The sequence below is a fragment of the Anaeromyxobacter sp. genome (assembly GCA_016718565.1).
GTDB lineage: Bacteria > Myxococcota > Myxococcia > Myxococcales > Anaeromyxobacteraceae > JADKCZ01.
Map to the genome: position 1 here is coordinate 399,177 of JADKCZ010000003.1, position 26,819 is coordinate 425,995.

Consider the following 26,819-nt stretch of genomic DNA (forward strand, 5'->3'; position numbering starts at 1 on the left):
GTCACTGCGCGTGCGGCGCACTCCTGGGGCGCGCCGGGTGGGCTCGGGCTCATGGGTGCCGTCGTTCATGTCGCGCTCCTTCTCGGGTGAAAGGAGCGCGACATGAACGACAACCACTCGCTCTTCGCTGATCACACGGCAACGGTTCCCCGCGGGTTCACCTCTTCTCCGGCCTCGGGTCCCGCGGGTTCCTCTTCATTGGCCTCGGGTCCCAGGAGTTCCTCCTCTCCGGCCTCGGGCCCCGGGGGTTCCTCCCCCATCCCGCTCGGCGCGGGCGGGGTCTCCCTCCCCCACCACCGACTCATCGCCTACGGCGTGGCGCTGGAGCTGCTCGCGGCGGTGCGCGCGGCCCAGGTGCGCGACCCCAAGCTGCGCGACGAGGCCCTGCGCTCGGCCAAGTCGGCGTGCCTCAACTCGGCCGAGGGCGCAGGCCGGGTCTCGCGCCCGGACAAGGCCCGCTCCTTCGCCATCGCCCGCGCCGAGGCCGGCGAGGCCGCGGCGGCGGTGGAGATCGCCGCCTCCTGCGGGGACGCCTCCCCGGCCGCGGCCGCCCGGGTGAACCAGGTGGCCCACCGGCTGGTGGCCCTGCTCACCGGGCTCATCCGGTAGCCGGCCGGGGGCGGACCAGGGGAGCCGAGCGCAACCGCCTCGGCTCCCCCGGCCTCCCCTCACCGCAGCAGCCCGCGCAGCAACGCCCGCACCCGGGCGGCGAGGGCGATGCCCTGCCGGGCCACCTCCTCGTCGAGCGCCCCGATGGCCGCCGCCAGGTCCAGCGCCCCGGCCACCTCGTGCACCGAGCCGTCCGCCTGCCGGAAGTACCGCCGGCGCACCCCCGGCCGGTCGTCGGGCAGCCCCTCGCACAGGTTCAGGAACGCCGACTTGGCCGCCCGCGTGGCCTGGTCGCGCAGCTCCGCGTCGGCGATGCCCGCCGTGCAGACCACCCGCGCCAGCTCCCGCGCCACCCGGTACGCGTCGAGCCGCTGGAAGGGGATGACTGGTGCTGCAACGGAAACCGCAGCAGGGAGAGCACCGGGGGCGGCCACCGGAGCAGCTGGATTGGCCGCCGGAGCAGCGAGATCAGCCACCGGAGCAGCGGGATCAGCCGCCGGAGCAGATGGATTGGCCACCGGAGCAGCGGGATCAGCCACCGGAGTGTGAGAGAGCGTCTGGAGCGGAGCGTCGAAGTGTGTGTGCATTGCAGCCTCCTCACCCGCAGGGGGAGGCTGCAATGCAAGCCCGTCCCGCTCCAGCCGCTCGACCACCGTCGAGGTCGAGGTCGTCGCGGTGCCCCTCACCCCGGCCCTCTCCCCGGAGGGGAGAGGGAGAGCGCAACTTCGAGGTCGAGGTCGAGGTCGAGGTCGAGGTCGAGGTCGAGGTCGAGGTCGAGGTCGGGGTCGGGGTCGGGGTCGAGGTCGGGGTCGGGGTCGGGGTCGAGGTCGAGGTCGTCGCGGTGCCCCTCACCCCGGCCCTCTCCCCGGAGGGGAGAGGGAGAGCGCAACCTCGAGGTCGAGGTCGAGGTCGGGGGCGGGCGTGTCCCGGCGGCCCTCCAGGCCCCGTGTCCCTGGCGACGCAGGGCGCGCCGGGTGGGCCTCCGCAGGGCCCGGACCACCTCGGCACGCGGCGTGAAGCAGCGGCAGGACATGCTCCGCTCGGCCGGTTTGCCCGACCCGGGCGCCGGGGGTATCTTTCCGCCGCCGCCCACCGATGGAACCCCACCCGACATCACGCCGTCCCGGCCGGGCGGCCTCGCCGCTGGCGTGGCCGGAGGTCCGCCCGTGAAGCGCTCCACCCGCCGCCGCCTCGTCGGCTGGGTGCTCGGCCTGGTGGCGCTGGGCGCCGCCGCCGCCGCGATCACCTTCTGGTCCTGGACCCGCGCGCTGCCGGCCTTCGACACCCTGCGCGACTACCGGCCGCTGGTCTCCACCCGGGTGCTGGGCGTCGACGGCGAGGAGGTCTTCTCCTTCGCCCGCGAGCGGCGCACCGTGGTGCCGCTGGCCGAGGTCCCCGCCGTGCTGAAGCAGGCGGTGCTGGCCGCCGAGGACGCCCGCTTCTACCAGCACGAGGGGGTCAACTACCTGGCCATCCTGCGCTGCGCCGTGAAGGGGCTGCTGCGGGGCGGCGTCTCGTGCGGCGGCTCCACCATCACCCAGCAGGTGGTGAAGACCTTCCTGCTGGCCGACGAGTGGCGCCCCAAGCGCAAGGTCCAGGAACTGGTGCTGGCGCCTCGCCTGGAGCAGAACCTGGGCAAGGACGAGATCCTCTACCTCTACCTGAACCAGATCTACCTGGGCCACCGGCGCTACGGCGTGGAGGAGGCCAGCCGCTACTACTTCGGCAAGGGCGTCCGGGCGCTCACCCTGGGCGAGGCGGCCTGCCTGGCCGGCCTGGTGCAGTCGCCGGAGCGGCTCTCGCCGGTGAAGCACCCCTCGGCCGCCAAGGCGCGGCAGGCCTACGTGCTGCGGCGCATGGTCGAGGAGCGCTTCATCACCCAGGCCCAGGCCGACGCCGAGCGCGAGCGCCCCATCGCCACCGCGCCGCCCGAGGCCACGCCGCCGGGCGCCTCCTACGCCGACGCGGTCCGGAAGCTGCTCGACGCGCGCTACGGGGCCGACCAGGTGGAGACCGGCGGGCTCACCGTGCAGGTGGCCATGGACCCCGCGCTGCAGCGCGCCGCCGAGGCGGCGCTGGAGGCCGACCTGCGGGCCGTCGATCGCCGGCAGGGCTACCGCGGGCCGCTCTCCCGCCTGTCGGCCGACCAGCTGGCCGCCGCCCTGCCCGCCTGGCGCAAGCGGCTGGTCGACGCCGACGCCGCCGCGCCCGCCGGCCCGGTGCTGGTCTGGGACCTGGCCGGCGTGGATCCCGACGAGATCGACCCGCAGGAGCCGGCCCCGGCCGACGTGCGGCGGCTCATCCGGGTGCGCCCGCTGGCCGCCGGCGAGACCTACGCCGCGCTGGTCACGGCGGTGACCGACAAGGCGGCCACGGTGGACCTGGGCGGCGCCACCGGCCTCCTGCCGCTGGCCGACGTGACCTGGGCCCGCAAGTGGAACCCGGCCTCGGCCACCGCCACGCCGCGCAGCCTCAAGGTGGTGGCGGCCACCGGCGACGTGGTGCTGGTGCGGGTGCTGCCCGGGGCCAGGTCGCCCGAGGCGCTGGCGCGCGCCGGCCAGCCGCTGGGGCTGTCGCTGGAGCAGAAGCCGCTGGTGCAGGGAGCCATGGTGGCGCTCGACCCGGCCACCCGCCAGGTGCGGGCGCTGGTGGGCGGCACCGGCTTCGTGGCCTCCACCTTCAACCGGGCCACCCAGGCGCGCCGGCAGCCCGGCAGCGCCTTCAAGCCCTTCGTGTGGGGCGCGGCCATCGAGTCGCGCCGCTTCACCCCGGCCACCCTGGTCTACGACACGCCCGATCTCTACCGGGACCCGTGGACGGGCAAGGAGTGGAAGCCGCGCAACTTCGAGAAGGACGAGTTCGACGGGCCGCTGCTGCTCAAGGCGGCGCTGGCCCACTCCAAGAACACGGTGGCGGTGAAGCTGGTCGACGCGCTGGGGGTGGACGCGGTCATCGGCTTCGCCCGCCGCATGGGGATCGAGAGCGAGCTGCCGCGCAACCTGACGGTGGCGCTCGGCACCGGCGAGGTGACGCCGCTCGAGCTCACCAACGGCTACGCCACCATCGCGGCCCGCGGGCGGCGCCTCGACCCGGTGCTCATCCTCTCGGTGGAGGACCGCGACGGGAACGTGCTGGAGGGGTGGAAGCAGGGGGACGGGGCGGCTGCGGCGTCGGTCCCGACCCCGACCCCGACCTCGACCCCGACCTCGACCCCGACCCCGACGCCGACCCCGACGCCGACCCCGACGCCGACTGCGGCCGCGGCCCCGTCCGACCCGGCCGACGCCACCTGGGGCGCCGCGCCGCCGCCGCTGCCCGACTTCCCGCTGCCCGCCTCCGGCACCCGGGCCGACGTGGCCTACGTGCTCGCCTCCATGATGCGCGACGTCGTCGAGTACGGCACCGGCGTGGGGGCCAAGGCGCTGGCCCGGCCGGTGGCGGCCAAGACCGGCACGGCGCAGGAGCACCGCGACGCCTGGTTCGTGGGGTTCACCCCGGACCTGGTGGCGGGGGTCTGGGTGGGCTTCGACGACCACGCGCCGCTGGGGGCGCGAGAGACCGGGGCGGTGGCGGCGCTGCCGGCCTGGCTGGCATTCATGCAGGCGGCCATGGGCACCCGGGCGCCCGAGGAGTTCCAGTCGCCCGAGGGCGTGGAGTTCGCGCGCATCGACCCGATCACCGGCTTCCTGGGCGGGCCGACCGCGCCCGGCCAGGCCGAGCCGCCCTTCGTCCCGTTCCTGGCGGGCACCGCGCCCACCGAGGCCTCCGGGGCCCAGCAGGGCGACGGGCCGCAGGACTTCTTCCGCGACGACCGGTGACCATGGCCTGGCTCGCCCTCCTCCTGGCGCTCGCCCCGGCCGCCCTCCCCGGCGCGCCGGGCGGCGAGGCCGGCGCCCTCTCGGCGCTGGCCGCCGAGGTGGCCGACCAGGTCGGCGCCCCGGAGGCCGGCCGGCGCGGCCTGGCCCTCTCGCTCCAGGCCCAGGGCGCCCTCGGGCCGCCGCTCGCGGCGGCGCTCACCGCGGCGCTGGGGCGGGCCGGGTGGGCGGTGAGCCCGGGCGGCGCGGCGTCAGCGGGCGCCGCGCCGGACGGGCGCGAGGGGACGGTGGACGGGCCTTCCGCCGGGGCGGTCGCGGCGCCCGAGGCCGACTGGCGGCTCACCCTCACCGCCGGCGGTGGGGAGGACGGCCAGGCGCTGGTGGCGGTGGGCCAGGCCGTGGCGCGCTGGCCCTCCTTCTTCCTGCAGGCGCGGCCGGGCGTCCCGGCCGCGCCGCCGCGGCCGGTCTCGGCCAGGGTCCTCGCCGACGACGCGACGCGCCTCCTCCTCGGCCCCCCTCGCCGCCCCGAGCTGGGCCGCGCCACGCTGCGCCGCCTGGCGCGGCTCCCCTACCCGGTGCTGGCGCTGGCGGCCGGTGAGGCCGGCGAGGCCGGCCTGTCCCTGCTGGTGGTCTCGCCCGGCGCGGTCCACCTCCTCGACGCCGCCGGGGCCGAGCTGGCGTCGCGCCCCCTCGACCCGGCCTCCCGCCGGCCGGTGCGGCTCGCGGCCGCCACCGCCGTGGTGGGTCCCCTCGGCGGCGGTCGCCTCGGCCTCGGGCTGGCCGGCGCCCCCGGCGGCGAGGTGCTGGTGCGCCGCGGCGGCAGGCTCGACGTGGCCGCCTCGCTCCCGCTGGCGCCGCTGGCGGCCGGCCAGGCCGGGCTGCTCTTCGGCGCCTTCGCCCCGGGCAAGGGCGCGCTCTCCGACCTGCTGGCCACCTGGGCCGATCCGGCGGCGCTGCCGCGCACGCCCCGCGACCTGGTGGCGGTGGCGGCCGCGCCGGGCCCCAGCCCGGTGGCCTTCGCGGCGCTCGGCCCGGACGCCCAGCTCCAGCTCCTCGACGCGGACCTGGCGGCCCTGGGCGCGGTGCCCGGCGTGGGCGCCGGGTTCGCCCTGGCCGACCTCGACGGCGACGGCGCCGCCGAGCTGGTGGCGTCGCGCGCCACCGCCGGCCCGGGCGATGCGCTGCGGGTGCTGCGCCTCGAGGCCCACCCTCCCGCCGGGCTGCCGGCGCCGGCCTTCGAGTCGGCCGAGGTGGAGGGGGCCTTCACCGCCGGGACGGCCGCCGACCTGACCGGCGATGGCCTCGACGACGCCCTGCTGGCCGCCGAGGTGCGCGGGCCGGACGGCGCCCCGGCCACCGACCTGTGGCTCCTCTCGCTCGACGCCCGGGAGTCGCCCTGACACCCGCCCGCCCCCTCACCCGGACCAGGGCCGCCCTGGCCCTGCTGGCCCTGCTGGCCCTGCTGGCCGGGGGGCACCCGTCCCCGACCGCCGCCGCGCCGCGGCCGGCCTACGGCGGCGAGCTGCACCTGGCCCTGCCCCTCCCGCCGCGCACCGGCGACCCGGCCCTGGCCGCCCAGCTCCAGGACACGGTGCTGGCCCGCGCGCTGCACGCCACGCCGCTCACGCTGGACGCGGCCGGCCGCCTCGCCCCGGGCCTGCTCCTGGAGGTGCCCGCGCCGCAGTCCGGCGGCCGCTCCTTCCGGCTCACCCTGCGCGAGGGGCTGCGCTTCGCCGACGGCACGCCGCTGGGCGCGCTCGACCTGGCCGCCAGCCTGGCCCGGCTGCTCCGGCCCGAGGTCCGGTCGCCGCACGCCTGGGTGGCGCTGCCCATCGCCGGCGCGGAGGCCGTGCTGGCCGGCCGGGCCGCGTCGCTGGCCGGCCTGGTGGTCCTGTCGGATCGCGAGCTGCTGGTCTCGCTCGACTTCCCCTTCCCGGAGTTCCCCGCCGCCCTCGCCACCCTGCCGGCCGCGGTGGTCTCCCCCGGCGGCGCCGGGGCCGGCCCGTTCCGGCCGGTGGGCCCCGACCGCGCCGTGGCCAGCGAGCACCACTGGCGTGGCCGGCCCTTCGCCGACGCGCTCACCCTCGCGGCCGCGGACCCGCGCGCCGCGGAGCGCGGCCTCACCTCCGGCGCGCTCGACCTGTCGCTGCGCCCCGAGCCCTCGCCGGGGGCCTCGCCGCTGCCGCTGCTGGGCGCCGCCTATGCGCTGGTGAACGGGCGCCGCCTCGGACCGGGCGCCGCGGCGGTGCGGCGGGTGCTCACGCAGCTGGACCGGGCCGAGCTGGCCCGGCGCTTCGTGCGAGCGCCGGCCGAGCCGCTCGAGGTGCTGCTGCCACCCGCGGCCTGGGCCGGCGCCTGGCCCGGCCCGGGCGGCCAGCCCCCCTCCGACGGCGCGCCGGGGACGGCCGGGGGCGCCCCCGGCCCTGCCCAGCGCGCCGCGGGCGCCGCGCCGGCGCCGTCCGCCGCGGGCGCGCCACCGCTCTCGCTGCTGGTGCCCGGCTGGCTGGCCGACCCGCGCAGCGCCGCCGAGCGGCTCCAGGTGAAGCTCTCCGACGCCGGCCTGCGGGTGGCGCTCGAGCCGCTCGACCAGGCCCGCTACGCCGCCCGGCTGGCGGCCGGCGACTACGACGTGGCGCTGCTGGTGGTGCCGCTCCTCACCACCCAGCCGGCGCTGGCGGCCGGACAGGTGGCGCTGGCGGTGGCCGGGCCGCGCGCCGCCCGCCGCGCCGAGCAGGCCCTGGCGGGCCTCGCGCCGCCGGCCGCGGCGCGCGCCGCGGAGGCGCTGCGCGCCGAGCTCGACCTGGTGCCGCTCTACGCCGCCGCCGCGGGGCGCGTCGCCGCCGCCCCTCGCCTGCAGGGGCTGGCCGTCCGGGCCGACGGGGGCTTCGACGCCGGCGACCTGTGGCGGGGCCCCGAGGTGGCGCGGTGACGCTGCGGGCCCGGCTGTCGCTCTGGTTCGCCCTCTTCGCGGCCCTGCCGCTGCTGGTGGTGTTCGCCCCGGTGGCGGCGGTGCTGCACCACACGCTGACGCAGGACCACGCGGCGAGGCTCGACGGCGCGGCGCGCGCCGTGGAGGGCGAGGTCCTGCGCCTGTCGGCGGCGGCGGCCGACGGCGTGCGGGACCTGGCCGGCCGCCCCGAGGCGGCGGCGCTGGCCGAGGAGCTGGCCGCCGGCCTGCTCGGGCCGCCAGACGCGGCGGCCAGGCTGGCCGCCTGGGGCGAGGCCCGCGGCCTCGACGTCCTCTCGCTCTGCGAGCCCGACGGCCGGGTGGTGGCCTCGGCCCACCTGCCGGGGCGCGCCGGCGACGTGGACCAGGCGCTGGCCCGCCTGCTGCGCGGCCCGACCCCAGGCCGGGCCCAGCCGCTGCTGGTGGAGCGGGCCGGCCCGTCGGAGCTGACCCGGGCGCTGGCGGTGGTGGCCGCGGCGCCGGTGGGCGCCGGCCCGCTGCGGGTGGTGGGCGGCATCACCCTGGGCGAGGCGGCGGCGACGCGGCTGGCCGCCATCACCGGCGGCGCGGTGATCCTGCGCGACGGCGCCGGGGCCACCGTGGCGCGCGCCGCGGCCCCGGCCCGCGCCGACGACGGCCCGTGGGCGCCACTGGGGCGCCTGGCCGGGCCGCTGGCCGGCACGGCGCGCCGCGTGGCGCTGGGGCCCGCGTCGGCGCCGGTGGCCACCGTGGAGGTGAGCGTCACCTCGGCCGGGCTGGTGCGGGCCTGGCTGGTGGTGCTGGGCGCCTTCGTCGGCCTGCTGCTGGTGGCGGTGGTGGCCGCCGCCGCGCTGGGGCGCCGGCTGGCGGGCCGCGAGACCCGCGCCCTCGAGGCCCTGCAGGTGGCGGCGGCGCGCCTGGCCGGCGGCGACCTGGCGGCGCGGGTGGGCCTGGCCGCGCCGGGCGAGGTCGGGCAGCTGGTGCGGGCCTTCGACGCCATGGCCGGGGAGCTGGAGCGGAGCCGCGCCCGCCTGGCCGCCTCGGAGCGGGTGGCGGCCTGGCGCGAGGTGGCGCGGGCGCTGGCGCACGAGCTCAAGAACCCGCTCACCCCCATCGCCATGAGCGTCGAGCTGCTGCGCGACGCGCGCGACCGGCCCGACTTCCCGGAGATCCTGGACGAGTCCACCCGCGCCATCGGCGAGGAGGTGCGGCGGCTGCGGCGCATCGTGGACGAGTTCTCCCGCTTCGCCCGCCTGCCCGCCCCGGCGCTCGAGCCGGTCCCCGCGGGCGAGCTGGCCCAGGCCCTGCTGGCCCTCTACCCGGCCGACCCGCCCGGCGTGGCGCTGGCCCGCCAGGTGGCGCCGGGGCTGCCGACCGTGCTGGCCGACCGGGACCAGGTGCTCCAGGTGCTGCACAACCTGGTCAAGAACGCCCTGGAGGCCATGCCGGATGGCGGGGTCCTGCGCTTCTCGGCGCGCCGCGAGGACCAGGAGGTCCACTTCGAGGTGGCCGACAGCGGCCCGGGCATCGACCCCGCGCTGCTGCCGCGCATCTTCGAGCCCTACGTCACCACCAAGGAGGGCGGCACCGGGCTGGGGCTGGCCATCGCCGAGCGGATCGTGCAGGAGCACGGCGGGCGGCTGGAGGTGGCCTCGCGGCCGGGCCAGGGGGCCACCTTCACCATCCGGCTGCCGGTGGCCGCGGCGGGCTGAGCGACGGCGGGCCGCGCGCCTACTTGACGGGGGTGGCCTTGAGGGCCGCCTTGCCGTCCTTCACGTAGACCTGGAAGCGGACGGTGCGGCAGCCGTACTTCTGCAGCAGCGCCTCCCGGTTCTTCTCCAGCTTGGGGCGGAAGCGATCGAACCCCAGGTTGTCGACGCTCTCGCCGCAGCGGACGCGCACCTCGATGAACTCGGCGTGCACGGCGCGCCAGTGGGTGTCCTCGTCCTCCTCGGGGCCGCCGGCCACCGCCGGCGCGGTCACGGCCGGCATACCCACCGCCGTGAGCCCGGGGGTGGTCACGGCGGGCATCCCCATGGCCGTCCCACCGGGCGCGGCGGGTGGCGCCGCCGGGCGGCCGATGGGCCGGGTGGTGAAGCTCTCGGGCGGGAAGGCGGAGTCGGGTGCCCCGCCCGGAGCGCGCGCCGCGGGGCGCGGCGGCGGCTGCGCCTTGGGGCCGTCGAGCCGCGCCGTGGTCTCCTCCAGCTCGGCCGCCAGGCCGGCGGGGGGCGCCGCGCCGAGGGAGCCCAGGGGCGCCGGCGGGGAGGCTGGCGCCGCCGGGAGGGGCCGGGAGAAGTCGAACTGGGGCTCGGGCGGCTCTACCGGCGGGGGCGCCGCGAACGGGTCGACGTGTGGCGCCGGCGCCTGGGCCACCTGGGCCGCCTCGGCCGCCTTGTTGAGGGCCCCGGCGATGGTGCCGAGGGCCCCGACGAAGGTGGGCGCCCGGGCCGCGAACTCGCCGCGCTCGATGCGGGCGGCCACCGCCACCAGCTCGGCCGGCACCTGGGGCAGCACCTCGGTCTTGACCAGCACCCCGAGCAGCAGGCCGATGAGCAGCAGGCCGGCCAGCACCTCCACCGCCACCCACTGGTAGTGGGCCAGCGCCGAGAAGGCCTTGGCGGTGGGCAGCGAGAGGACCACGTAGGCCTTGGGCAGGCCGGTCAGCTCGACGGCCTGGGCCCGCAGGGCGGGCGGCCTGGCGAAGAGGAGCGGCGCCTGGATGCGCAGCGGCGACTCGAGCTGGAGCTTGCCGAGCGTGCCCTGGCCCACCGGGCGGCCGGGCGTGGCGCGGGCCGCCACCAGCACCTGGCGCGCCTGCTCCGGCCTGGCGGTGGTGACCAGCTGGGGCGTGCCGGCGTCCAGGGTGACCTCGCAGCCGGCCTCGGCCCCCAGCGCGGCGGCCCAGGCGGCGTCCACCGGCAGGAAGAGGGCCAGCGCCGCGCCCTCGCCAGCCGGCATGGCCACGCCGTACCAGAGGGCGTCGTTGACGCGGGCGTAGCCGCGGCGGGGCGTGCCGCCGGCGGCGGCGCGCAGGAAGGCCGCCGCCTCCTTCTGCGGCCCCTCGTCGGCCGCCGGGTCGCGGGCCAGCCACTCCGGGGTGGCCACCGCCGAGAAGGCCGGCCCGGGCAGGTCCAGCGCCAGCGCCCTGGCCGCCCGCTCCACCGCGCCGCGGGCGGCCGCCTCGGCCTCCGCGGTGCGCGCCGCCACGTCCGGCGCCGGCTCCTCCTGCACGGCGTCGGCCTTGGCCTTCTTCCTGGGCGCCGGGGCCGGGCCAGCCAGCGCCTCCAGCAGCGCCGGGTCGCGCACCGCCACCCCGGCCACCGCCGCGGCCTGGCTCGCCATGAGCCGCTCGCGGGCGCGGTGGGCCGTGGCGGCGCTCTCCAGCGCGGCGTCGACCCCGGCCAGCCCCCGGGCTGCGCCCTCCAGGGTGATGAGGTAGATGTTGGCTGCCCCGGCGCCGAGGACCACGAGCATGTAGAGCCAGAGCTTGAGGCGGTTCATGGCTCCCTTTTAACCCAGGGACGGCGGACCGCGAAGCGCGCGTCCACCGGCCCGTCACGAACCGCCGCAGCAGGACTCATTCAGGGGTCGCGGCCACCAGCCGTCCGGACCCGCCGCGCCGCCAGCCAGGGCCGGAACCGAGAAGGAGCACACGCCATGAGCCGCCGCCTCGCCTCCACCGCCGCCGGGGTCACCACCCCGGTGGTCGCCCACCCTCCTGGGCGGCTCGCCGCCGCCCTGCGGTCCTGCGCCGCGGCCCTGGCCCTGCTGCTGGCGCTGGCGGCCAGCCCCGTCGGGGCCGACGAGGGGATGTGGACCTACGACGCCTTCCCGGCCGACCGCGTCGAGCAGGCCCTGGGCGTGCGCATCACCCCCGCCTGGCTCGACCACGTGCGGGGCTCCGCGCTCCGCCTGGCGGGGGGCTGCTCGGCCAGCTTCGTCTCGGCGCGCGGGCTGGTCCTGACCAACCACCACTGCGTCCGCGCCTGCGTCCAGCAGGTCTCCAGCGCCGGCAAGGACTACCTGGAGCACGGCTTCCTGGCCCGCGGCGACGTCGACGACCTGCGCTGCCCGGCCATGGAGGTGAACCAGCTCCTCTCCATCACCGACGTGAGCGCCGAGGTGGAGCGGGCCACCGCCGGGCTGGAGGGGAAGGCCTTCGCCGACGCCGAGCGGGCCGAGCTGGCGCGGCTGGAGGGCGGGTGCCAGGCCGACGCCTCGCTGCGCTGCGAGGTGGTGAGCCTGTTCCGCGGCGGCCGCCACGTCCTCCACGCCTACCGGCGCTTCCAGGACGTGCGGCTGGTCTGGGCCCCGGAGCAGCGGGCCGCCCACTTCGGCGGCGACCCGGACAACTTCGACTTCCCGCGCTGGTCGCTGGACGCCGCCTTCCTGCGCGTCTACCAGGACGGGAAGCCGGCCGCGCCGGCCGACTGGCTGCGCTGGTCGGCCGGCGGGGCGCCCGAGGGGGCCCCGGTCTTCGTGGCCGGCAACCCCGGCCGCACCTCCCGCCTGGTCACGGTGGCGCAGCTGGCCTACCTGCGCGACGTGGAGCTGCCGGAGCGGCTGGTGCAGCTGGCCGAGCTGCGCGGCCTGGCCACCGAGTACCAGCGGCGCGGGCCCGAGCAGGCCCGCCACGCCACCACCTGGCTCCGCTCGGTGGAGAACGGCTACAAGGCGCTGACCGGCCGGCGCGAGGCGCTGGTGGACCGGGCCTTCTTCCGCTCGGTGGAGGAGGCCGAGGCGCGCCTCCAGGCGGAGCTGGTCCACCACCCGGCCCTGGCGGCCCGCACCCTGGCCGCCTACCAGGCCATCGCCGCGGCGGTGGACCGGCAGCGGGCCCTGCGCTGGCGCGAGCAGTACGTGGCCGGCGCCGCCGGCTTCGGCACCACCCTCTTCGACCTGGCCCGCACCCTGGTGCGCGGCGCCGCCGAGCGGCCCCTGCCCAGCGGCGAGCGGCTGCGCGAGTTCCAGGACGCCGCCCTGCCGGCGCTGACGCAGAAGCTCTTCTCGCCGGCCCCCCTCCACCCCGAGTTCGAGGCCTTCCGCATGACCCACGCGCTGGTGAAGCTGCGCGAGCGGCTGGGCGCCGACGACCCGTTCGTGCGCGCGGTGCTGGGCCAGGCCTCGCCGGCCGAGCTGGCCGAGCGCCTGGTGGCGGGCACCCGCCTGGCGGACCTGGCGGAGCGCCGGGCGCTCTGGGAGGGCGGCGCGGCGGCGGTGGCGGCCTCGCGCGATCCGATGATCGCGCTGGCCCGGGCCGTGGACGCCGAGGCGCGCGCGGTGCGTCGGCAGGTGGAGGAGACCATCGAGCCCGACCTGAGGCGGGGCGGCGAGGCCATCGCCAAGGCCCGCTTCGCCCTGTCCGGCGCCGGCGCCCCCCCCGACGCCACCTTCTCGCCGCGGCTCAGCTTCGGGCGGGTGCGCGGCTGGGTGAAGGACGGCCGGCCGGTGGCCCCCTTCACCACCCTGGGCGGCGCCTTCGAGCGGGCCACCGGGCGCGACCCCTACGCCCTGCCGCGGCGCTGGGCGGCGGGGCGGGGCCGGCTCGACCTCGGCACCCCGCTCAACCTGGTCACCGACAACGACATCATCGGCGGCAACTCCGGCTCCCCCCTCATCGACGCCGCCGGCGAGGTGGTGGGGGTGATCTTCGACGGCAACCTGCCGTCGCTGGGCGGCGACTACGCCTACGACGGCCGGACCCACCGCGCCGTGGCCGTGCACAGCCGCGCCATCCTGGAGGTGCTGGGCAAGCTCTACTTCGGGTGGCGGCTGGTGGAGGAGCTGCGGCCGCCGGCGCGGTGAGCCGCCGCCCCGCCGGCGTCTCAGGCGTCGCGCGGCACCGCGATCATCCGCTCCAGGGCCCGGCGGGCGCCGGCGGCGACGTCGGCCGGCACGGTGATCTCGTGCTTGCCGCGCGCCAGGGCGTCGCGGATCATCATGAGGTCCACCATCTTCATGTACGGGCAGTGCATGCGGCAGCCGATGCAGCCGTCCGCGATGACGAACTCCTTGCCGGGCCAGCGCTGCTTCATCTGGTGGACGATGCCGTGCTCGGTGGCCACGATGAAGGTGGTGGCCTCGGGGTGGCGCGCCACCGCGGACAGCATGGCGGTGGTGGAGCAGACCTCGTCGGCGATGGCCAGCACGTCGGCGCGGCACTCGGGGTGGGCGATGACCACCGCCCGGGGGTTGGCGGCCTTCACCTTGGTGACGCTGGCGCTGCGCAGCACGTCGTGCACCGGGCAGCAGCCGTCGTAGACCACGATCTCCTTCTCCGGCACCTTGGCCTTCACCCAGGCCCCCAGGTTGCGGTCCGGGGTGAAGAGGATCTGCCGCTGCGGCAGCGAGCGGACCACGCTGGCGGCGTTGGCGCTGGTGCAGCAGATGTCGGAGAGCGCCTTCACCTCGGCGCTGGAGTTCACGTAGGTGACCACCGCGTGGCCGGGGTAGCGGGCCTTCCAGTCCTCCAGCGACTCGGCGGTGATGGAGTCGGCCAGCGAGCAGCCGGCCGAGAGGTTGGGCAGCAGCACCCGCTTCGAGGGCGCCAGCACCTTGGCCGACTCGGCCATGAAGTGGACGCCGCAGAAGAGGATGGTGGACTGCGGCACCTGCTGGCCGGTGATGGCCAGCTGCAGCGAGTCGCCCACGTGGTCGGCCACCTGCTGCACCTCGGGCAGCTGGTAGTTGTGGGCCAGGATGACGGCGTCCTGCTGGGTGGCCAGCCGCCGGATCTCGGCCACCAGGTCGGCCACCTCGGCGGGCGAGAGATCGCTCCCGGCGGCGGGGTTGGCCACGGGGTCGTGGATGTGGACGACGGGCAGGGTCATGGCGGGCCACCTCCGGCGGGAGGCGGAGTATCGGGCGCGCCCGGCGGTGGGTGCAAGCGCGGCGGGGCCCGGGGCCGGGCGCGGCAGGGCCGGCGCCGCCGGCCGCCACCTTGCGCCGCGGGTGCCCCTGCGGCACGGTCCCGGGCCGTGCGCCTCGCCCTCACCACCACCTCGCACCCCTCGCCGGCGGAGGTGGCCGGCGCACGCCAGGCCTCGGCGCGCCACGCCCTCCCCTACGCGCCGCGTGGCCGCGCCTCGCTGCCGGCCCTGCAGGCCGCCCTGGGCGTCGAGGCCCTGCTGGTCCTCTCCGACGACGCCGCCGTCCTCTGGTCGCCCACCGGCCAGCACCGATGGGCCGGCGGCATGGGCTTCCTGCGCATGCGGCGGGCGCTGCGGCGCGCCGCCGGCGGCCCCTGGCTGCCCTCCGAGCGCGACCCGCTGCTGGAGGCCGCCGAGATCCGGCCGGGCGACCTGGTGGTCGACGCCACGCTCGGGCTGGGCGCCGACGCCCTGGCGGTGGCCGCCGCCGCCGGCCCGACGGGGCGCGTGATCGGGCTGGAGGCCTCGCCGGCGCTGGCCGCCCTGGTGGACGAGGGGCTGCGCCGCCTCGCCGCCGAGCCGGCCCGGCGCATCGAGGTGCGGGTGGGCGACCACCTGGCGCTGCTCGAGGGCCTGCCCCCGCGCAGCCACGACGTGGTGCTCTTCGACCCCATGTTCCGCCACGCCCGCCTGGCCCCGGACGGCTTCGACCTGCTGCGCGCCCTGGCGGACCCCCGCCCGCTCACGCTGGCGGCGCTGGCGGCGGCGCGGCGGGTGGCCCGCCGCTGGGTGGTGGTGAAGGACGGCGCGCCGGGCTGGGACCTGGCGCGGCTCGGCCTGGCCCCCCTGGCGAGCGCCCGCGGGGCGCACCGCTACCACGCCCGCCTGCCGCCGGCCTGAGCGCGGCGGCGGGGGTCAGGCCAGCGGCGCGGCCCCCTCGGTGGCGCCCGGCGGGGCGGGCCGCACCGGCGCCGGCCCGCGCAGGAACTCCTCGGGGTTGGGCAGCCGCAGCGCGTGGCGCAGCACGTCGTCGGCGGTGTCCACCAGCACGATCTCCAGCTTCTCCCGCACCCGCCGCGGGATCTCCGGCAGGTCCTTCTCGTTCTCGCGCGGCACCAGGATCTTGGTGATGCCGCCGCGGCTGGCCGCCATCACCTTCTCCTTCAGGCCGCCGATGGGCAGCACCCGCCCGCGCAGCGTGATCTCGCCGGTCATGGCCACGTCGCGCCGCACCGGCAGCTTGCAGAGCGCCGACACCAGGGTGGTGGCCATGGTGATGCCGGCCGAGGGGCCGTCCTTGGGGATGGCCCCCTCGGGCACGTGCACGTGGATGTCCACGCTCTCCAGGAAGCGCCGCTCCAGCCCCAGCGCCTCGGCGCGGCTGCGCACGTAGCTCATGGCCGCCTGCGCCGACTCCTGCATGACGTCGCCCAGCTTGCCGGTGATGGTGAGCTTGCCCTTGCCCGGCATGACGGTGGCCTCCACCGTGAGCAGCTCGCCGCCCAGCTCGGTCCAGGCCAGGCCGGTGGTCAGGCCGATCTGGTCCTCCGCCTCGGCCTCGCCGTGGCGGTGGCGGGCCGGCCCGAGGAAGCGCTGCACCAGCTTCTCGGTGACCACGTACCCCTTCTCGCGCTGCTCCGGCCCCTTCTTGAGCAGGTCCTTGGCCAGCTTGCGGAAGACGCTGGCGATCTCGCGCTCCAGCGAGCGCACCCCGGACTCCTTGGTGTAGCGGTCGATGAGCAGCCGGAGGGCGCTGCGCCGGAAGTCCACCGTGACGCCGGCCAGCCCGTTCAGCTCCAGCTGCTTGGGGATGAGGTAGCGCTCGGCGATGGAGCGCTTCTCCAGGTCGGTGTAGCCGGCGATGCGGATGACCTCCATGCGATCCTGCAGCGGCAGCGGGATCCCGCCCATGGTGTTGGCGGTGCAGATGAACATCACCTTGGAGAGGTCGTAGTCGAGGTCCAGGTAGTGGTCCACGAAGCTGGCGTTCTGCTCCGGGTCGAGCACCTCCAGCAGCGCCGCCGACGGGTCGCCGCGGAAGTCGGTGGACATCTTGTCCACCTCGTCGAGCAGGAAGACCGGGTTGCCGGCGGCGGCCTTCTTGAGCGACTGCACGATCTTGCCGGGCAGCGCGCCGATGTAGGTGCGGCGGTGGCCGCGGATCTCGGCCTCGTCGCGCACCCCGCCCAGGCTGATGCGGACGAAGCGCCGGTTCATGGCGCGGGCGATGGAGCGGGCCAGCGAGGTCTTGCCCACGCCGGGCGGCCCCACGAAGCACAGGATGGGGCCGCGCACCTTGTCCACCAGCTTCTGCACCGCCAGGTACTCGAGGATGCGGTCCTTGGCCTTCTTCAGGCCGTAGTGGTCCTCGTCGAGGACCCGCTCGGCCTCCACGATCTCCAGCTTGTCCTCGGTGTACTCGCCCCAGGGCAGCGTGATGATCCAGTCGATGTAGTTGCGGACCACCGTGGCCTCGGCGCTCATGGGGCTCATCATCTTCAGCTTCTTGAGCTCCTTCTTCGCCTTGAGGGCCGCCTCCTTGGAGAGCTTCTTGGCCTTGATCTTCTCCTCGAGCTCCTGCAGCTCGTTCTTGAACTCGTCGCGCTCGCCCAGCTCCTTCTGGATCGCCTGCATCTGCTCGTTGAGGTAGTACTCCTTCTGCGTCTTCTCCATCTGCTTCTTGACGCGCGAGCGGATCTTCTTCTCCACCTGCAGGATCTCGATCTCGCCCTGCATCAGCTCGTGCAGCCGCTCCAGGCGCCTGGCCGGCGCCTCGGTCTCCAGGATGGCCTGCTTGTCGTTCAGCTTGAGCGAGAGGTGGGCCACGATGGTGTCGGCCAGCCGGCCCGGGTCGTCGATGGCCGCCACCGACTGCAGCATCTCGGGCGGGATGCGCTTGTTGAGCTTGACGTAGGCCTCGAAGGTGGACTGCACCGAGCGCATCAGCGCCTCGAGCTCCACCCGCAGCGCCTCGTCGACCACCTCCTCGATCTCCTCGGCCTCCACCAGCAGGTACGTCTCGGAGGGGAGGAAGCGCTTCACCCGGGCGCGCGCCTTGCCCTCCACCAGCACCTTGACGGTGCCGTCGGGCAGCCGCAGCAGCTGGATGATGGCGCCCACCGTGCCCACCGGGAAGATGTCCTCCTCGGCCGGGTCGTTGGTCTTGGCCTTCTTCTGGGCGCACAGGAGGATGGCCTTGTCGGCGGCCATGGCCTCCTCGAGCGCGGCGATGGACTTCTGCCGGCCCACGAAGAGCGGCACCACCATGTGCGGGAAGACGATGATGTCGCGCAGCGGCAGCAGCGGCACGGCGCGCGGCTTCTTCCCCTGCTTTCCGTCGTCACGTGAGAAGAGCGGCACGGTGCCTCCTTCGCCGCCGCGGGTGGGCGGCGAGACCGGTGATCTAACACCGAACCGGACACCGGGGGGCTCGCCGGCGGGTCCTGGCGACGCTCCCGGGGGGGTGGCGCTTGTGGGCCGCAGGCCCCCTCTGGTACGAGGCCCCATGCTGGCTTTCGAGGCGGTGGCGGCCCTGCTCCGGCGGGCCGAGGTGGGCCGGCGGGCGGTGGTGACCACCCCGTACGGCGAGCGGCTGGTGACCTACGCCGACTCCACCGCCACCGGGCGGGCCCTCTCCTTCGTCGAGGAGGCGGTGGCGGCCGTCCGCCCCCTCTACGCCAACACCCACACCTCGATATCGACCACCGGGCGGGTCATGACCCACCTGCGCGAGGAGGCCCGCCGCGCCGTGGGGCGGGCCGTCAACGCCTCGGCCGAGGACGTGGTGCTCTTCACCGGCAGCGGCGCCACCGCCGCCGTCAACAAGCTGGTCGGGCTGCTCGGGCTGCGCATCTCCGAGCCGCTGGAGCGGCGCCACCACCTGTCCGGCCACATCCCGCCGGCCGAGCGGCCGGTGGTGCTGGTGTCGCCCTACGAGCACCACTCGAACGAGCTGCCCTGGCTGGAGTCGGTGGCCGAGGTGGTCGAGGTGGCGCTGGGAGCCGACGGCCGCCTCGACCTCGACGACCTGGAGGCCAAGGCCCGCGCCTTCGCCGGGCGGCCGCTCAAGGTGGGCACCTTCTCGGCCGGGTCGAACGTGACCGGGGCCCTCACCGACGTGCCGGCGGTGGCGCGGCGGCTGCACGCCCACGGCTTCCTGGTGTGCGTGGACTACGCGGCCGCCGGCCCGTACGTGCCCATCGACATGCACCCGGCCGACCCGGCCGGGCGGCTCGACGCCATCTTCGTCTCCACCCACAAGTTCCTGGGCGGGTGCGAGGGCTCGGGCGTGCTGGTGGCCCACCGGGACCTGTTCCGCTCGGCCGTGCCGGAGCGGCCGGGCGGCGGCACGGTGGACTTCGTGGCCGGCGGCGGGCGGGCGGACGTGGACTACACCCGCCACCTGGCGGAGCGCGAGGAGGGCGGCACCCCGGACATCCTGGGCGACGTGCGGGCCGCGCTGGCCTTCCTGGTGAAGGAGGCGGCCGGGGCGGAGCGGATCCTGGCCCACGACCTGGACCTGGCGGCCCGGGCGGTGGACCGGCTGGCGCGCCACCCGCGCCTCACCCTCTACGGCCCGCCCGGCCCGCGCCTGCCCATCCTCTCCTTCAACGTCGAGGGGCTGCACCACGACCTGGTCTCGGCGCTGCTCGACCAGCTCTTCGGGATCCAGAACCGGGCCGGCTGCGCCTGCGCCGGCCCCTACGGCCACCGGCTGCTGGGCATCGGGCCCGCGCGCAGCGCCGAGCTCCGCCGGGCCATCTCGCTGGGGCTGCTGGCGCTCAAGCCGGGCTGGGTGCGGCTCTCCCTGCCCTGGCACGCCACCGCCGCCGAGGTGGAGTTCCTGCTGCAGGCGGTGGAGTTCCTGGCCGACCGCGGGGCGGCCTTCGTGCCGCTCTACCGGCTGGGCTGGCGGGACGGGCTGTGGCGCCACCTGGACGGGGAGCCGCCCGACCCGGCGCCGCTCCGGCTCGACGCCGGGGCGCTGCTGGAGGCCGCCGCCGGCCGCGCCACCTGGCCGGCGGTGGAGCGGCCTGGCCTGGGGGAGGTCGAGGCGGCCGGCTGGCGCACCCGCTCGCTCGAGGAGGCGGCCGGGCTGGCCGACGCGCTCGAGGCCCGCTGGCTGGCCGCGCCGCCCACCTGGAACCGGCCGACCGGCGACGCCCTGGTGGACCGGCTCTGCTGGTTCCGCTACGTGTCGGCCGGCTGACGCGACGGCGCCCCGCCACCCGCGAGGTGGACGGGGCGCGCGCTGCCTGCGGCGGGGTGGCCGCTAGGCGCTCTTCTCGGACTCCTGCACCACCACCAGCGGCGCCTCGCCCTTGTCGATGACCTCCTCGGAGATCACGATCTCGGCCACGTTCCGGCGGCTCGGCACGTCGTACATGATGTCGAGCATGGCCTGCTCGAGGATGGCGCGCAGGCCGCGGGCGCCGGCCCGGTTCTTCTGGGCGGCGCGGGCGATGGCCTTGAGGGCGCCGTCGGTGAACTTGAGGGCCACCCCGTCCATCTCGAGGAGCCGCTTGTACTGCTTCACCAGGGCGTTCTTGGGCTTGGTGAGGATGTCGATGAGGGAGGCCTCGTCGAGCTCCTCCAGGCTGGTGACCACCGGCAGGCGCCCCACGAACTCCGGGATCATGCCGAACTTGAGCAGGTCGTCCGGCTCGACCAGCGCCAGCAGCTCGCCGATGTTCTTCTCGGTGCGGCTGGTGACGTCGGTGCCGAAGCCCAGGCTGCGGCCGCCGACCCGCCGCTCCACGATGGACTCCAGCCCGCAGAAGGCGCCGCCGCAGATGAAGAGGATGTTGGTGGTGTCGACCTGCAGGAACTCCTGCTGGGGGTGCTTGCGGCCGCCCTTGGGCGGCACGTTGGCGACGGTGCCCTCGATGATCTTGAGGAGCGCCTGCTGCACCCCCTCGCCCGAGACGTCGCGGGTGATGGAGGGGTTCTCGCTCTTGCGGGCGATCTTGTCGATCTCGTCGATGTAGACGATGCCCTTCTGGGCCCGCTCGATGTCGTGGTCGGCGGCCTGCAGCAGGTTGACGATGATGTTCTCGACGTCCTCGCCGACGTAGCCCGCCTCGGTGAGGGTGGTGGCGTCGGCGATGGTGAAGGGGACGTTGAGGATCTTGGCCAGCGTCTGGGCCAGCAGGGTCTTGCCGGAGCCGGTCGGGCCGAGCAGCAGGATGTTGGACTTCTGCAGCTCGACGTCGTCGATGGCGACCCGGCTCTCGATGCGCTTGTAGTGGTTGTGGACGGCCACCGCCAGCGTCTTCTTGGCCCGCTCCTGCCCGATGACGTACTCGTCGAGGATGGCCTTGATCTCGGCCGGCCGGGGGACCCGCAGCTTCTGGTCCTTCTTCTCCTCGCCGGCGATCTCCTCGGCGATGATGTCGTTGCACAGCCCGATGCACTCGTCGCAGATGTAGACGGTCGGCCCGGCGATGAGCTTCTTGACCTCCTTCTGCGACTTCCCGCAGAAGCTGCAGCTCAGGCTCTCTCGCTTCTCCACGACGGTGCCTCCTGGCGGCGCCCCGGCTGCGGGCGCCTCGACATCCTACGCCGGCTTCTTCTCGGGGGGCTTCTTCGAGACGATGACCTCGTCGATCAGCCCGTATTCCTTCGACTCCGCCGCGCTCATGAAGTAGTCGCGCTCGGTGTCCTTCTCGACCCGCTCCAGCGGCTGCTTGCAGTTCTTGGCCAGGATCTCGTTGAGGCGCTTCTTCAGCCGGATGATCTCCCTGGCCTGGATCTCGATGTCGGTGGCCTGGCCGCCGGCGCCGCCCGAGGGCTGGTGGATCATGACCCGGGCGTTGGGCAGGGCGAAGCGCTTGCCCGGCGCGCCGCCGGAGAGCAGGAAGGCGCCCATGGAGGCGGCCTGCCCCAGGCAGATGGTGGAGACCTGCGGCTTGACGTACTGCATGGTGTCGTAGATGGCCATGCCGGCCGACACCACGCCGCCCGGGCTGTTGATGTAGAGGTTGATGTCCTTGTCCGGGTCCTCGGACTCCAGGAAGAGGAACTGGGCGATGATGACGTTGGCCACGTCGTCGTCCACCGGGGTGCCCAGGAAGACGATCCGGTCCTTGAGGAGCCGGCTGTAGATGTCGTAGCTGCGCTCGCCCCGGTGGGTCTGCTCCACGACGAAGGGCATCGGGATGTAGGGCATGGGTGGCTCGCCTCGGTGCTGGACGGTGGTTCGGGTGCCGCGGGCTGGCTGGCGGTCAGGCCTGGATGACGGCGGCCTGGGAGATGAGGGCCAGCGCCTTCTCCTCCCGCACCCTGTTCATTAGCGCGGCGCGGGCGTCCTTGCCGCGCATCTGCTGCTGGGCCTTCTGGAGGGGCACCCCCAGCTCCTCGGCGACCCGGGCCACCTCGGCCAGCAGGTCCTCCTCGGTGACCTCCACCTTCTCGGCCTCGGCCACCGCCTCGAGCAGCAGCGAGCCCCGCACCTGCAGCAGGGCCTGCTCGCGCAGGTCGCCGCGCAGCCGGGCCACGTCGAGGTCGAGCTGGGCCACGTCCACGCCCATGCGGGCGAAGCGCTCCACCGTGCTCTCCAGCATGTTGTCGATGGCCCGCTCCACCAGGGAGGGCGGCACCTCGAACTCGTTCCGGGCCAGGGCCGCCTTGATGAGGGCGTCCTTGACCTCGGACTCCACCTTCTTGGCCTCGCGCTTGCCGAGGTCGGCCTGGATGCGGGCCTTGAGCGCCTCCAGCGTGTCGATGCCCTCGATGCCGACCTGCCTGGCCAGCTGGTCGTCGAGCGGGGCCAGGTGCTTCACCTTGAGCCCCTTCAAGGAGACCGCCATGTGGGCCATCTTCCCGCGCAGCGCCTCGTTGCGGTGGTCGGCGGCGAACGGCTCGTCGAACTCGGCGGTCTCGCCCACCTTCTTGCCCACCAGCGCCGGCAGGAAGCCCTCCTCCACCTTGCCCTGGGCGGCGCGCACCGTGACGCCCTCGGCCTGGCCGCCCTCGAAGGGCTGCCCGTCGATGGTGCCCTGGTGGTCGATGAGCGCGTAGTCGCCCTCCTCGGCCACGTCGCGCCCCTCCACCGGCACCAGCTGGGCGTAGGACTCCTGCAGCTTCACCAGCTCGGCCTGGACCTCGGCCTCGCCCACCACGGGGGCGCGGCGGGTCACGGCCAGGCCCCGGTAGTCCTTGGGGGCCAGCGTGGGCTTCACCTCGACCGTGGCCGAGTAGCGGAAGGAGGCGCCGGGGACCAGGGCCCCGTCGAGCGAGACGCTGGGCGAGGCCACCGGCAGCACGCCCTCGGCGGTGGCGGCCTCCACGAAGGTGGCGTTGACCAGCTTCTCGGCCACCTCGCTCTCGACCTCGGCCTTGAAGTTCCGCTCCAGCACCCCGCGGGGGATGTGGCCCGGGCGGAAGCCCTTGAGCTTCACCCGGCGGCCCAGCTGGACGTAGGCCTTCTCGAGCTCGCGCTGGACGCGCTCGGGGGGGACCTCGATGGTGAGCTTCCGCTGGACGGGGGAGGTGGTCTCGACGTTGATCTTCATGAGTTCTTTCCGGGCCCGGGAGGGGCGGTAGAGGTAGGAGGTCGCGCGCGCCCGGTCAAGGGCTTTTGGGCGGGGAGGGGGTCGAACCCTCACGCCTTGCGGCACGGGATCCTAAGTCCCGCGCGTCTGCCAGTTCCGCCACCCGCCCCGTGCCGGGGTGGTGTACCACACCGACGGACCCGGTCGAGACCCCGGCCCGCCGTGGTAGAGGAGGGCCGTGACCACCCACGACCACCCCCCCGACGGCGACTGCCTGCCCTCCTGCCCGGGGTGGGCCGAGGGGGCGCTGGAGCTCTACGCGGTGCAGCGCCGCCACGACGCCAAGCTGGCCGCCTGCCGGGCCGCCGAGCGCATCGAGTTCGTCATCGTGGCGCCCGCCACCCCCGGGGCCGAGCTGCCGGAGGGGCTGCACGGCCAGGAGCTGGTGCGCCTCAACCTGGTGGTGGGGCGCGACTGCCCCGAGGTGCTGCTGGACGAGTGGGGCGTCCGGGTCACGCTGACCTTCCGCGGCCGCCGCCACGACTGCGCCCTCCCCTGGGCGGCGGTGGTGGCCGGCGTGCTGGTGGCGCCGGGGCGCAAGCGGCCCAGGTTCGGGGTGGTGACCGGCGGCGGCGAGGCCTCGCTCGAGGGCGCCACCCGGCCGACCCGGCTCGGCGCCGCGCCGACCCCCCCGCCGGACCAGCCCCGGCCCGAGCGGCCGGTGCCGGTGCCGGCGCCCGCGGCCAGGCCAGCGCCCACCTCGGCGCCCGCGCCCGAGCCGGCGCCCGCCGACGGGGCCAGCCCAGCCACCGGTCCGGCCAGCCCTCCCGCCGCGCCAGCGCGCCCGCGGGTACCGTTCGGCGTGATCCGCGGCGGCAAGGACGACGGCGACCCGCGCTGAGATGGGGCCGTGGGCTGCCGGCGACCCGCAGGCCGGCGCTGGCGTGGGGCAGGCGCCGCGGGCCGGGGCCGGTCGGTGCTGGTGCTACACCGACGGGCTGCTCGACCCATCCTGTCCGAGGGGGCCGGCGAGGTGGGCGGAGCGCCCGCGCGGCAGCTCGACGGTCACCGTGGTCCCGCTGCCGGGAGCGCTCTCGAGCGAGATCTCCCCCCCGGCGGCCTGGGCGATCCCGAGGCAGACGGAGAGCCCGAGCCCGCGCCCCTTCCCAACGTCCCTGGTGGTGAAGAAGGGCTCGAAGGCCCGCGCCCTCACGGCCTCGGTCATCCCGGTCCCCGTGTCCGTCACCCGGAGCGCCACGCGGTCCAGGCCGACCGGCGCGGCCGCCACCCGGACGTCGTTCGGGCCGTGGCCGGTGGCCTGCCCGGCGTTGATGAGCAGGTGGGCGAGCAGCTGGACCAGGTCCGGACGGAAGACCCCGAGGGCGCACCCGTCTGGCACCTGGACCGTGACGGCGCGGCAGGTCGCGAGGTCCTGGGCCGCGATGCGCCTCGCATCGCCCACGGCCTCGGCGAGGTCGTCGGACCCGGGGCCGGCCGGCAGGTCGCCGAGGGCGAAGGCGCGCAGGTCGGCGACGATGGTCTTGATCCGCGCCGCGCTCTCGGAGGCGTCCCGGACCGCCTGGAGCGTCTCGGGAAGCGCCCTGGAGAGGACCTCTGCGGCCTGCCCGGGCCGTGCCCGGGCCACCGGCTCGAGCTGCTCCTGCACGAACCCCAGGTTGCCGATGATGCTCGCCAGCGGGTTGTTCACCTCGTGCGCCATGCCGCGCGCCAGGGTGGCCGTGGCGGCGACGCGCTCGGCCTGCGAGGCCCGCGCCCCGAGCAGCTTCAGGTCGCTCACGTCCTCGATGCACCAGATGGCCCCGGCGTCCGGGTTGGTCGGTTCGAGCAGGCGCCCCTGGAGGCGGGCCCAGAAAGTCGTGCCGTCCTTGCGCCGCAGCTGGTGCTCGCCGGAGTAGGTGCGCCCGGCGTGCAGCACCGGGTCGCACTGCGCGAGGAGCTCCGCCCAGGCGTCGTCGGACGGGAAGAACATCCGGGTCTCGGCCCGCTCCATCTCCGAAGGCGAGTACCCGAGCATCCGCTCCATGTGGGCGCTGGCCCAGATCTGGCGGCGCTGGCGCACCAGCGTGATGCCGACGGTGGCGTTGGCCAGGATGACCGACTGCTCGGCGAGCGCGGCCTCGAGCCGCCGCTCGCTGGCCTGGAGGGCCGCCTCGGCCGCCTTTCGCTTCCCGATGTCGGTGACGATGGCCACCACCTGTGGGCCCATGGTCCCCGGGGGCGTGGCCCTGCTCAGGGAGACGTACGCCCACAGGACGGAGCCGTCCTTCCGCAGGTACCGCTTGTCGGTGGAGTAGCTGGCGCGCTCGCCGGCGACCACCTGCGCCGCGCCCCGCTCGTCGTCCGCCAGGTCGTCCGGGTGCGTCAGGCCCCTCCACCCGATCCGGATCACCTCGTCCCGGTCGCGGCCGAGCATGGCGCAGAAGGTGTCGTTCACCTCCAGGAACTCCCGGCCCGCGGCCGAGATCACCACGCCGGTGACGGGGGACTCGAAGTAGGCCCGCAGCCGGGCCTCCCGCTCCTGGAGCGCGAACTCCACCCGCTTGCGCTCCGTGATGTCGGTGTGCGTGCCGGCCGCCCTGATGGGCGCGCCGGCCCCGTCCCGCTCCACCACCTTGCCGCGGTCGAGGATCCAGACCCAGTGGCCGTCCTTGTGGAGGACCCGGTGCTCCATCTGGTAGTGGCGGTGCGGGTCGTCGAGCATGGCCTGGACCGCCTCCATGACGCGCCCGAGGTCCTGCGGATGGACCAGCCGCTCCCGGGTGGTGACGCTGGGCTCGAGCTCCTCGAGCGCGTAGCCGAGCATCGAGGCCCACCGGTCGCTGAACACCACCCGCCCACTCGGGATGTGCCAGTCCCAGAAGCCGTCGTTGGTGCCTGCGAGCACGTGCCCGAGGCGCGCCTCGCCCGCCACGAGCGCGGCGTTCTTGTCCAGGAGCTGCCTGTTCAGCGCGCCGGCCACCCGGACCGCCCGGTCCCGGGCGCTGGCCATGGACCAGAAGAGCAGGGCGAGGAGGACGCTGATGGACAGGCCGCCGGCGAGGATGAAGGCCGGCGCCCAGCGTGAGAGCCGGGCGTCGAAGGCGGGCCCCGACTCGGCGGCCATGGCCCAGGTCCGGTCGACCACCCCGAGGCTCCGCAGATTGTGGAAGCGGCCGGGCGCCGCGGTTCGGCCGCCCGGCGCCGAGTCGAACAGGAGCGCGCCGGGCGACGGCTCGGGCCCGTCGAAGACCCGCGTGGCGAGGTCGGACCGGCCCGCGCCGAAGATGCCCTCCATGAGATCGCCCATGCGGAAGGGAATGTAGGCCCAGCCGACCAGCCGCTCCCGCCGCTCCTCCACCGTGAGCGGCTCCGCGCCGGGCCGGTAGACCGGGTGGTACATGAGCACGCCGAACTGGACCGCCTCGGTGGTCTCCTGGACGAGCGTGACCTTGCCCGAGAGGGTGGCCTTGCCCTCGTCGCGAGCCCGCTCCATGGCGTCGCGGCGGACGGGCTCCGAGAACATGTCGTAGCCGAAGGCGCGCAGGTTCCGCCCGGCGAAGGGCTCGAGGTAGACGATGGAGGTGTAGGGATCGCGAGGCCCCGGCGGGCGGACCTGGTAGGTCGGGAACCCTTCGCCCCGCACCGCGCCGGTGTGGTGCGCCAGGCTCGCCGCCGGCACGACCAGCGAGAAGCCGAGCCCCTGGATGCCCGGGTAGTGGTCCTCGAGGTGGAGGGTAGCGACGTAGGCGCGGAACTCGCCCCGGCTGACCATCCCGCCCTGGCCGAACCGCGCCGCCGCGCCGCGGAGCACCTGCTCGTAGGCCTCCATCCGCACGCCGATCCGCGCCTCCGCGTCGCGCACGAGGAAGTCGAAGTCGCCCCGGAGCTCTTCCTCCTCGACCAGGACGGTGCGCTGCCAGGCGAGCCCCGTGAGGCCGAGCGTGGCGGCGAGGACCAGGCCCGTGGCGAGCACGGCCGGCCACCGCCCGCCCAGGGGCGGCAGCACGACGGGTCCAGCTGGGCCCTGGTCCTTCGACAGCATGGCGATCCCCGCACGGTGAACGCTGCCGGCTCGAGGGCCCGCTTGACCCAGGACAAGTAGCCGTCA

The 26,819-nt window shown here is 75.8% G+C and carries 17 protein-coding genes, 1 tRNA gene and 1 pseudogene; 9 read left to right on the top strand and 10 right to left on the bottom strand.

All coding sequences use genetic code 11. The features are described 5' to 3' along the window. Window positions 1-102: 102 nt before the first annotated feature. Window positions 103-609 (top strand): four helix bundle protein, encoded by a 507-nt coding sequence (locus IPO09_11855; protein ID MBK9518029.1) that lies wholly within the window; start codon window positions 103-105, stop codon window positions 607-609. 59 nt (window positions 610-668) lie between these two features. Here the strand turns inward: IPO09_11855 and IPO09_11860 are convergent, their stop codons facing one another. Next, complete coding sequence (locus IPO09_11860) at window positions 669-1,043, bottom strand: four helix bundle protein (GenBank protein MBK9518030.1); 375 nt, start codon at window positions 1,041-1,043, stop codon at window positions 669-671. A 248-nt stretch (window positions 1,044-1,291) separates the two neighbouring features. Then, the gene (locus IPO09_11865; GenBank protein ID MBK9518031.1) at window positions 1,292-1,498 is read right to left on the bottom strand and encodes a hypothetical protein; all 207 of its coding nucleotides are present in this window, start codon (window positions 1,496-1,498) and stop codon (window positions 1,292-1,294) included. A 142-nt stretch (window positions 1,499-1,640) separates the two neighbouring features. On the opposite strand from IPO09_11865, the gene IPO09_11870 reads away from it, so the two are divergent. The 4 genes from IPO09_11870 to IPO09_11885 are packed head-to-tail and all read left to right on the top strand — an operon-like array spanning window position 1,641 to window position 9,062. Further along, a complete protein-coding gene (locus IPO09_11870) occupies window positions 1,641-4,427 on the top strand; it encodes a PBP1A family penicillin-binding protein (protein MBK9518032.1) in 2,787 nt (928 codons plus the stop codon). Window positions 4,428-4,429: 2 nt separating this feature from the next. Next, complete coding sequence (locus IPO09_11875) at window positions 4,430-5,824, top strand: VCBS repeat-containing protein (GenBank protein ID MBK9518033.1); 1,395 nt, start codon at window positions 4,430-4,432, stop codon at window positions 5,822-5,824. Continuing rightward, entirely contained in the window at window positions 5,821-7,353 is a 1,533-nt protein-coding gene (locus tag IPO09_11880; protein MBK9518034.1) for an ABC transporter substrate-binding protein, read from the top strand. Before IPO09_11875 ends, IPO09_11880 begins: the two co-directional genes overlap by 4 nt. Then, window positions 7,350-9,062 carry a HAMP domain-containing protein gene (locus IPO09_11885; protein ID MBK9518035.1) on the top strand — a complete coding sequence of 571 codons (1,713 nt, stop codon included), beginning with the start codon at window positions 7,350-7,352 and terminating at the stop codon, window positions 9,060-9,062. Before IPO09_11880 ends, IPO09_11885 begins: the two co-directional genes overlap by 4 nt. 19 nt (window positions 9,063-9,081) lie before the next feature. Here IPO09_11885 and IPO09_11890 read toward each other — a convergent pair whose 3' ends face one another. Continuing rightward, window positions 9,082-10,851, bottom strand: a complete 1,770-nt coding sequence (locus IPO09_11890) for a hypothetical protein (GenBank protein ID MBK9518036.1) — start codon at window positions 10,849-10,851, stop codon at window positions 9,082-9,084. 156 nt (window positions 10,852-11,007) lie between these two features. Here IPO09_11890 and IPO09_11895 point away from each other — a divergent pair, with 156 nt between their 5' ends. Next, the gene (locus IPO09_11895; protein MBK9518037.1) at window positions 11,008-13,155 is read left to right on the top strand and encodes a S46 family peptidase; all 2,148 of its coding nucleotides are present in this window, start codon (window positions 11,008-11,010) and stop codon (window positions 13,153-13,155) included. Between the two features lie 20 nt (window positions 13,156-13,175). On the opposite strand, the gene nadA is transcribed toward IPO09_11895, so the two are convergent. After that, entirely contained in the window at window positions 13,176-14,180 is a 1,005-nt protein-coding gene (gene nadA, locus IPO09_11900) for a quinolinate synthase NadA (GenBank protein ID MBK9518038.1), read from the bottom strand. Window positions 14,181-14,327: 147 nt separating this feature from the next. Between nadA and IPO09_11905 the strand changes: the two genes are divergently transcribed. Beyond that, the gene (locus IPO09_11905; protein MBK9518039.1) at window positions 14,328-15,119 is read left to right on the top strand and encodes a class I SAM-dependent methyltransferase; all 792 of its coding nucleotides are present in this window, start codon (window positions 14,328-14,330) and stop codon (window positions 15,117-15,119) included. Between the two features lie 15 nt (window positions 15,120-15,134). On the opposite strand, the gene lon is transcribed toward IPO09_11905, so the two are convergent. After that, entirely contained in the window at window positions 15,135-17,726 is a 2,592-nt protein-coding gene (lon, locus tag IPO09_11910) for an endopeptidase La (protein MBK9518040.1), read from the bottom strand. 1 nt (window position 17,727) lies between these two features. Here lon and IPO09_11915 point away from each other — a divergent pair, with 1 nt between their 5' ends. After that, window positions 17,728-19,428: an aminotransferase class V-fold PLP-dependent enzyme gene (locus IPO09_11915; protein ID MBK9518041.1), complete on the top strand. Its 1,701-nt coding sequence runs from the start codon at window positions 17,728-17,730 to the stop codon at window positions 19,426-19,428. 63 nt (window positions 19,429-19,491) lie between these two features. Here the strand turns inward: IPO09_11915 and clpX are convergent, their stop codons facing one another. From clpX to IPO09_11935, 4 genes are all read right to left on the bottom strand, one after another. Beyond that, entirely contained in the window at window positions 19,492-20,730 is a 1,239-nt protein-coding gene (clpX, locus tag IPO09_11920) for an ATP-dependent Clp protease ATP-binding subunit ClpX (protein ID MBK9518042.1), read from the bottom strand. A 45-nt stretch (window positions 20,731-20,775) separates the two neighbouring features. Next, the gene (clpP, locus tag IPO09_11925) at window positions 20,776-21,387 is read right to left on the bottom strand and encodes an ATP-dependent Clp endopeptidase proteolytic subunit ClpP (GenBank protein ID MBK9518043.1); all 612 of its coding nucleotides are present in this window, start codon (window positions 21,385-21,387) and stop codon (window positions 20,776-20,778) included. A gap of 55 nt (window positions 21,388-21,442) precedes the next feature. Then, on the bottom strand, window positions 21,443-22,732 hold the full coding sequence (gene tig, locus IPO09_11930) for a trigger factor (protein ID MBK9518044.1): 1,290 nt from the start codon (window positions 22,730-22,732) through the stop codon (window positions 21,443-21,445). A 66-nt stretch (window positions 22,733-22,798) separates the two neighbouring features. Next, window positions 22,799-22,880 (bottom strand) — tRNA-Leu (locus IPO09_11935). A gap of 69 nt (window positions 22,881-22,949) precedes the next feature. Here IPO09_11935 and IPO09_11940 point away from each other — a divergent pair. Continuing rightward, a pseudogene (locus tag IPO09_11940) lies at window positions 22,950-23,342 on the top strand (hypothetical protein). Between the two features lie 354 nt (window positions 23,343-23,696). Here IPO09_11940 and IPO09_11945 read toward each other — a convergent pair. After that, complete coding sequence (locus IPO09_11945; GenBank protein ID MBK9518045.1) at window positions 23,697-26,684, bottom strand: CHASE domain-containing protein; 2,988 nt, start codon at window positions 26,682-26,684, stop codon at window positions 23,697-23,699. Window positions 26,685-26,819: the final 135 nt, after the last annotated feature.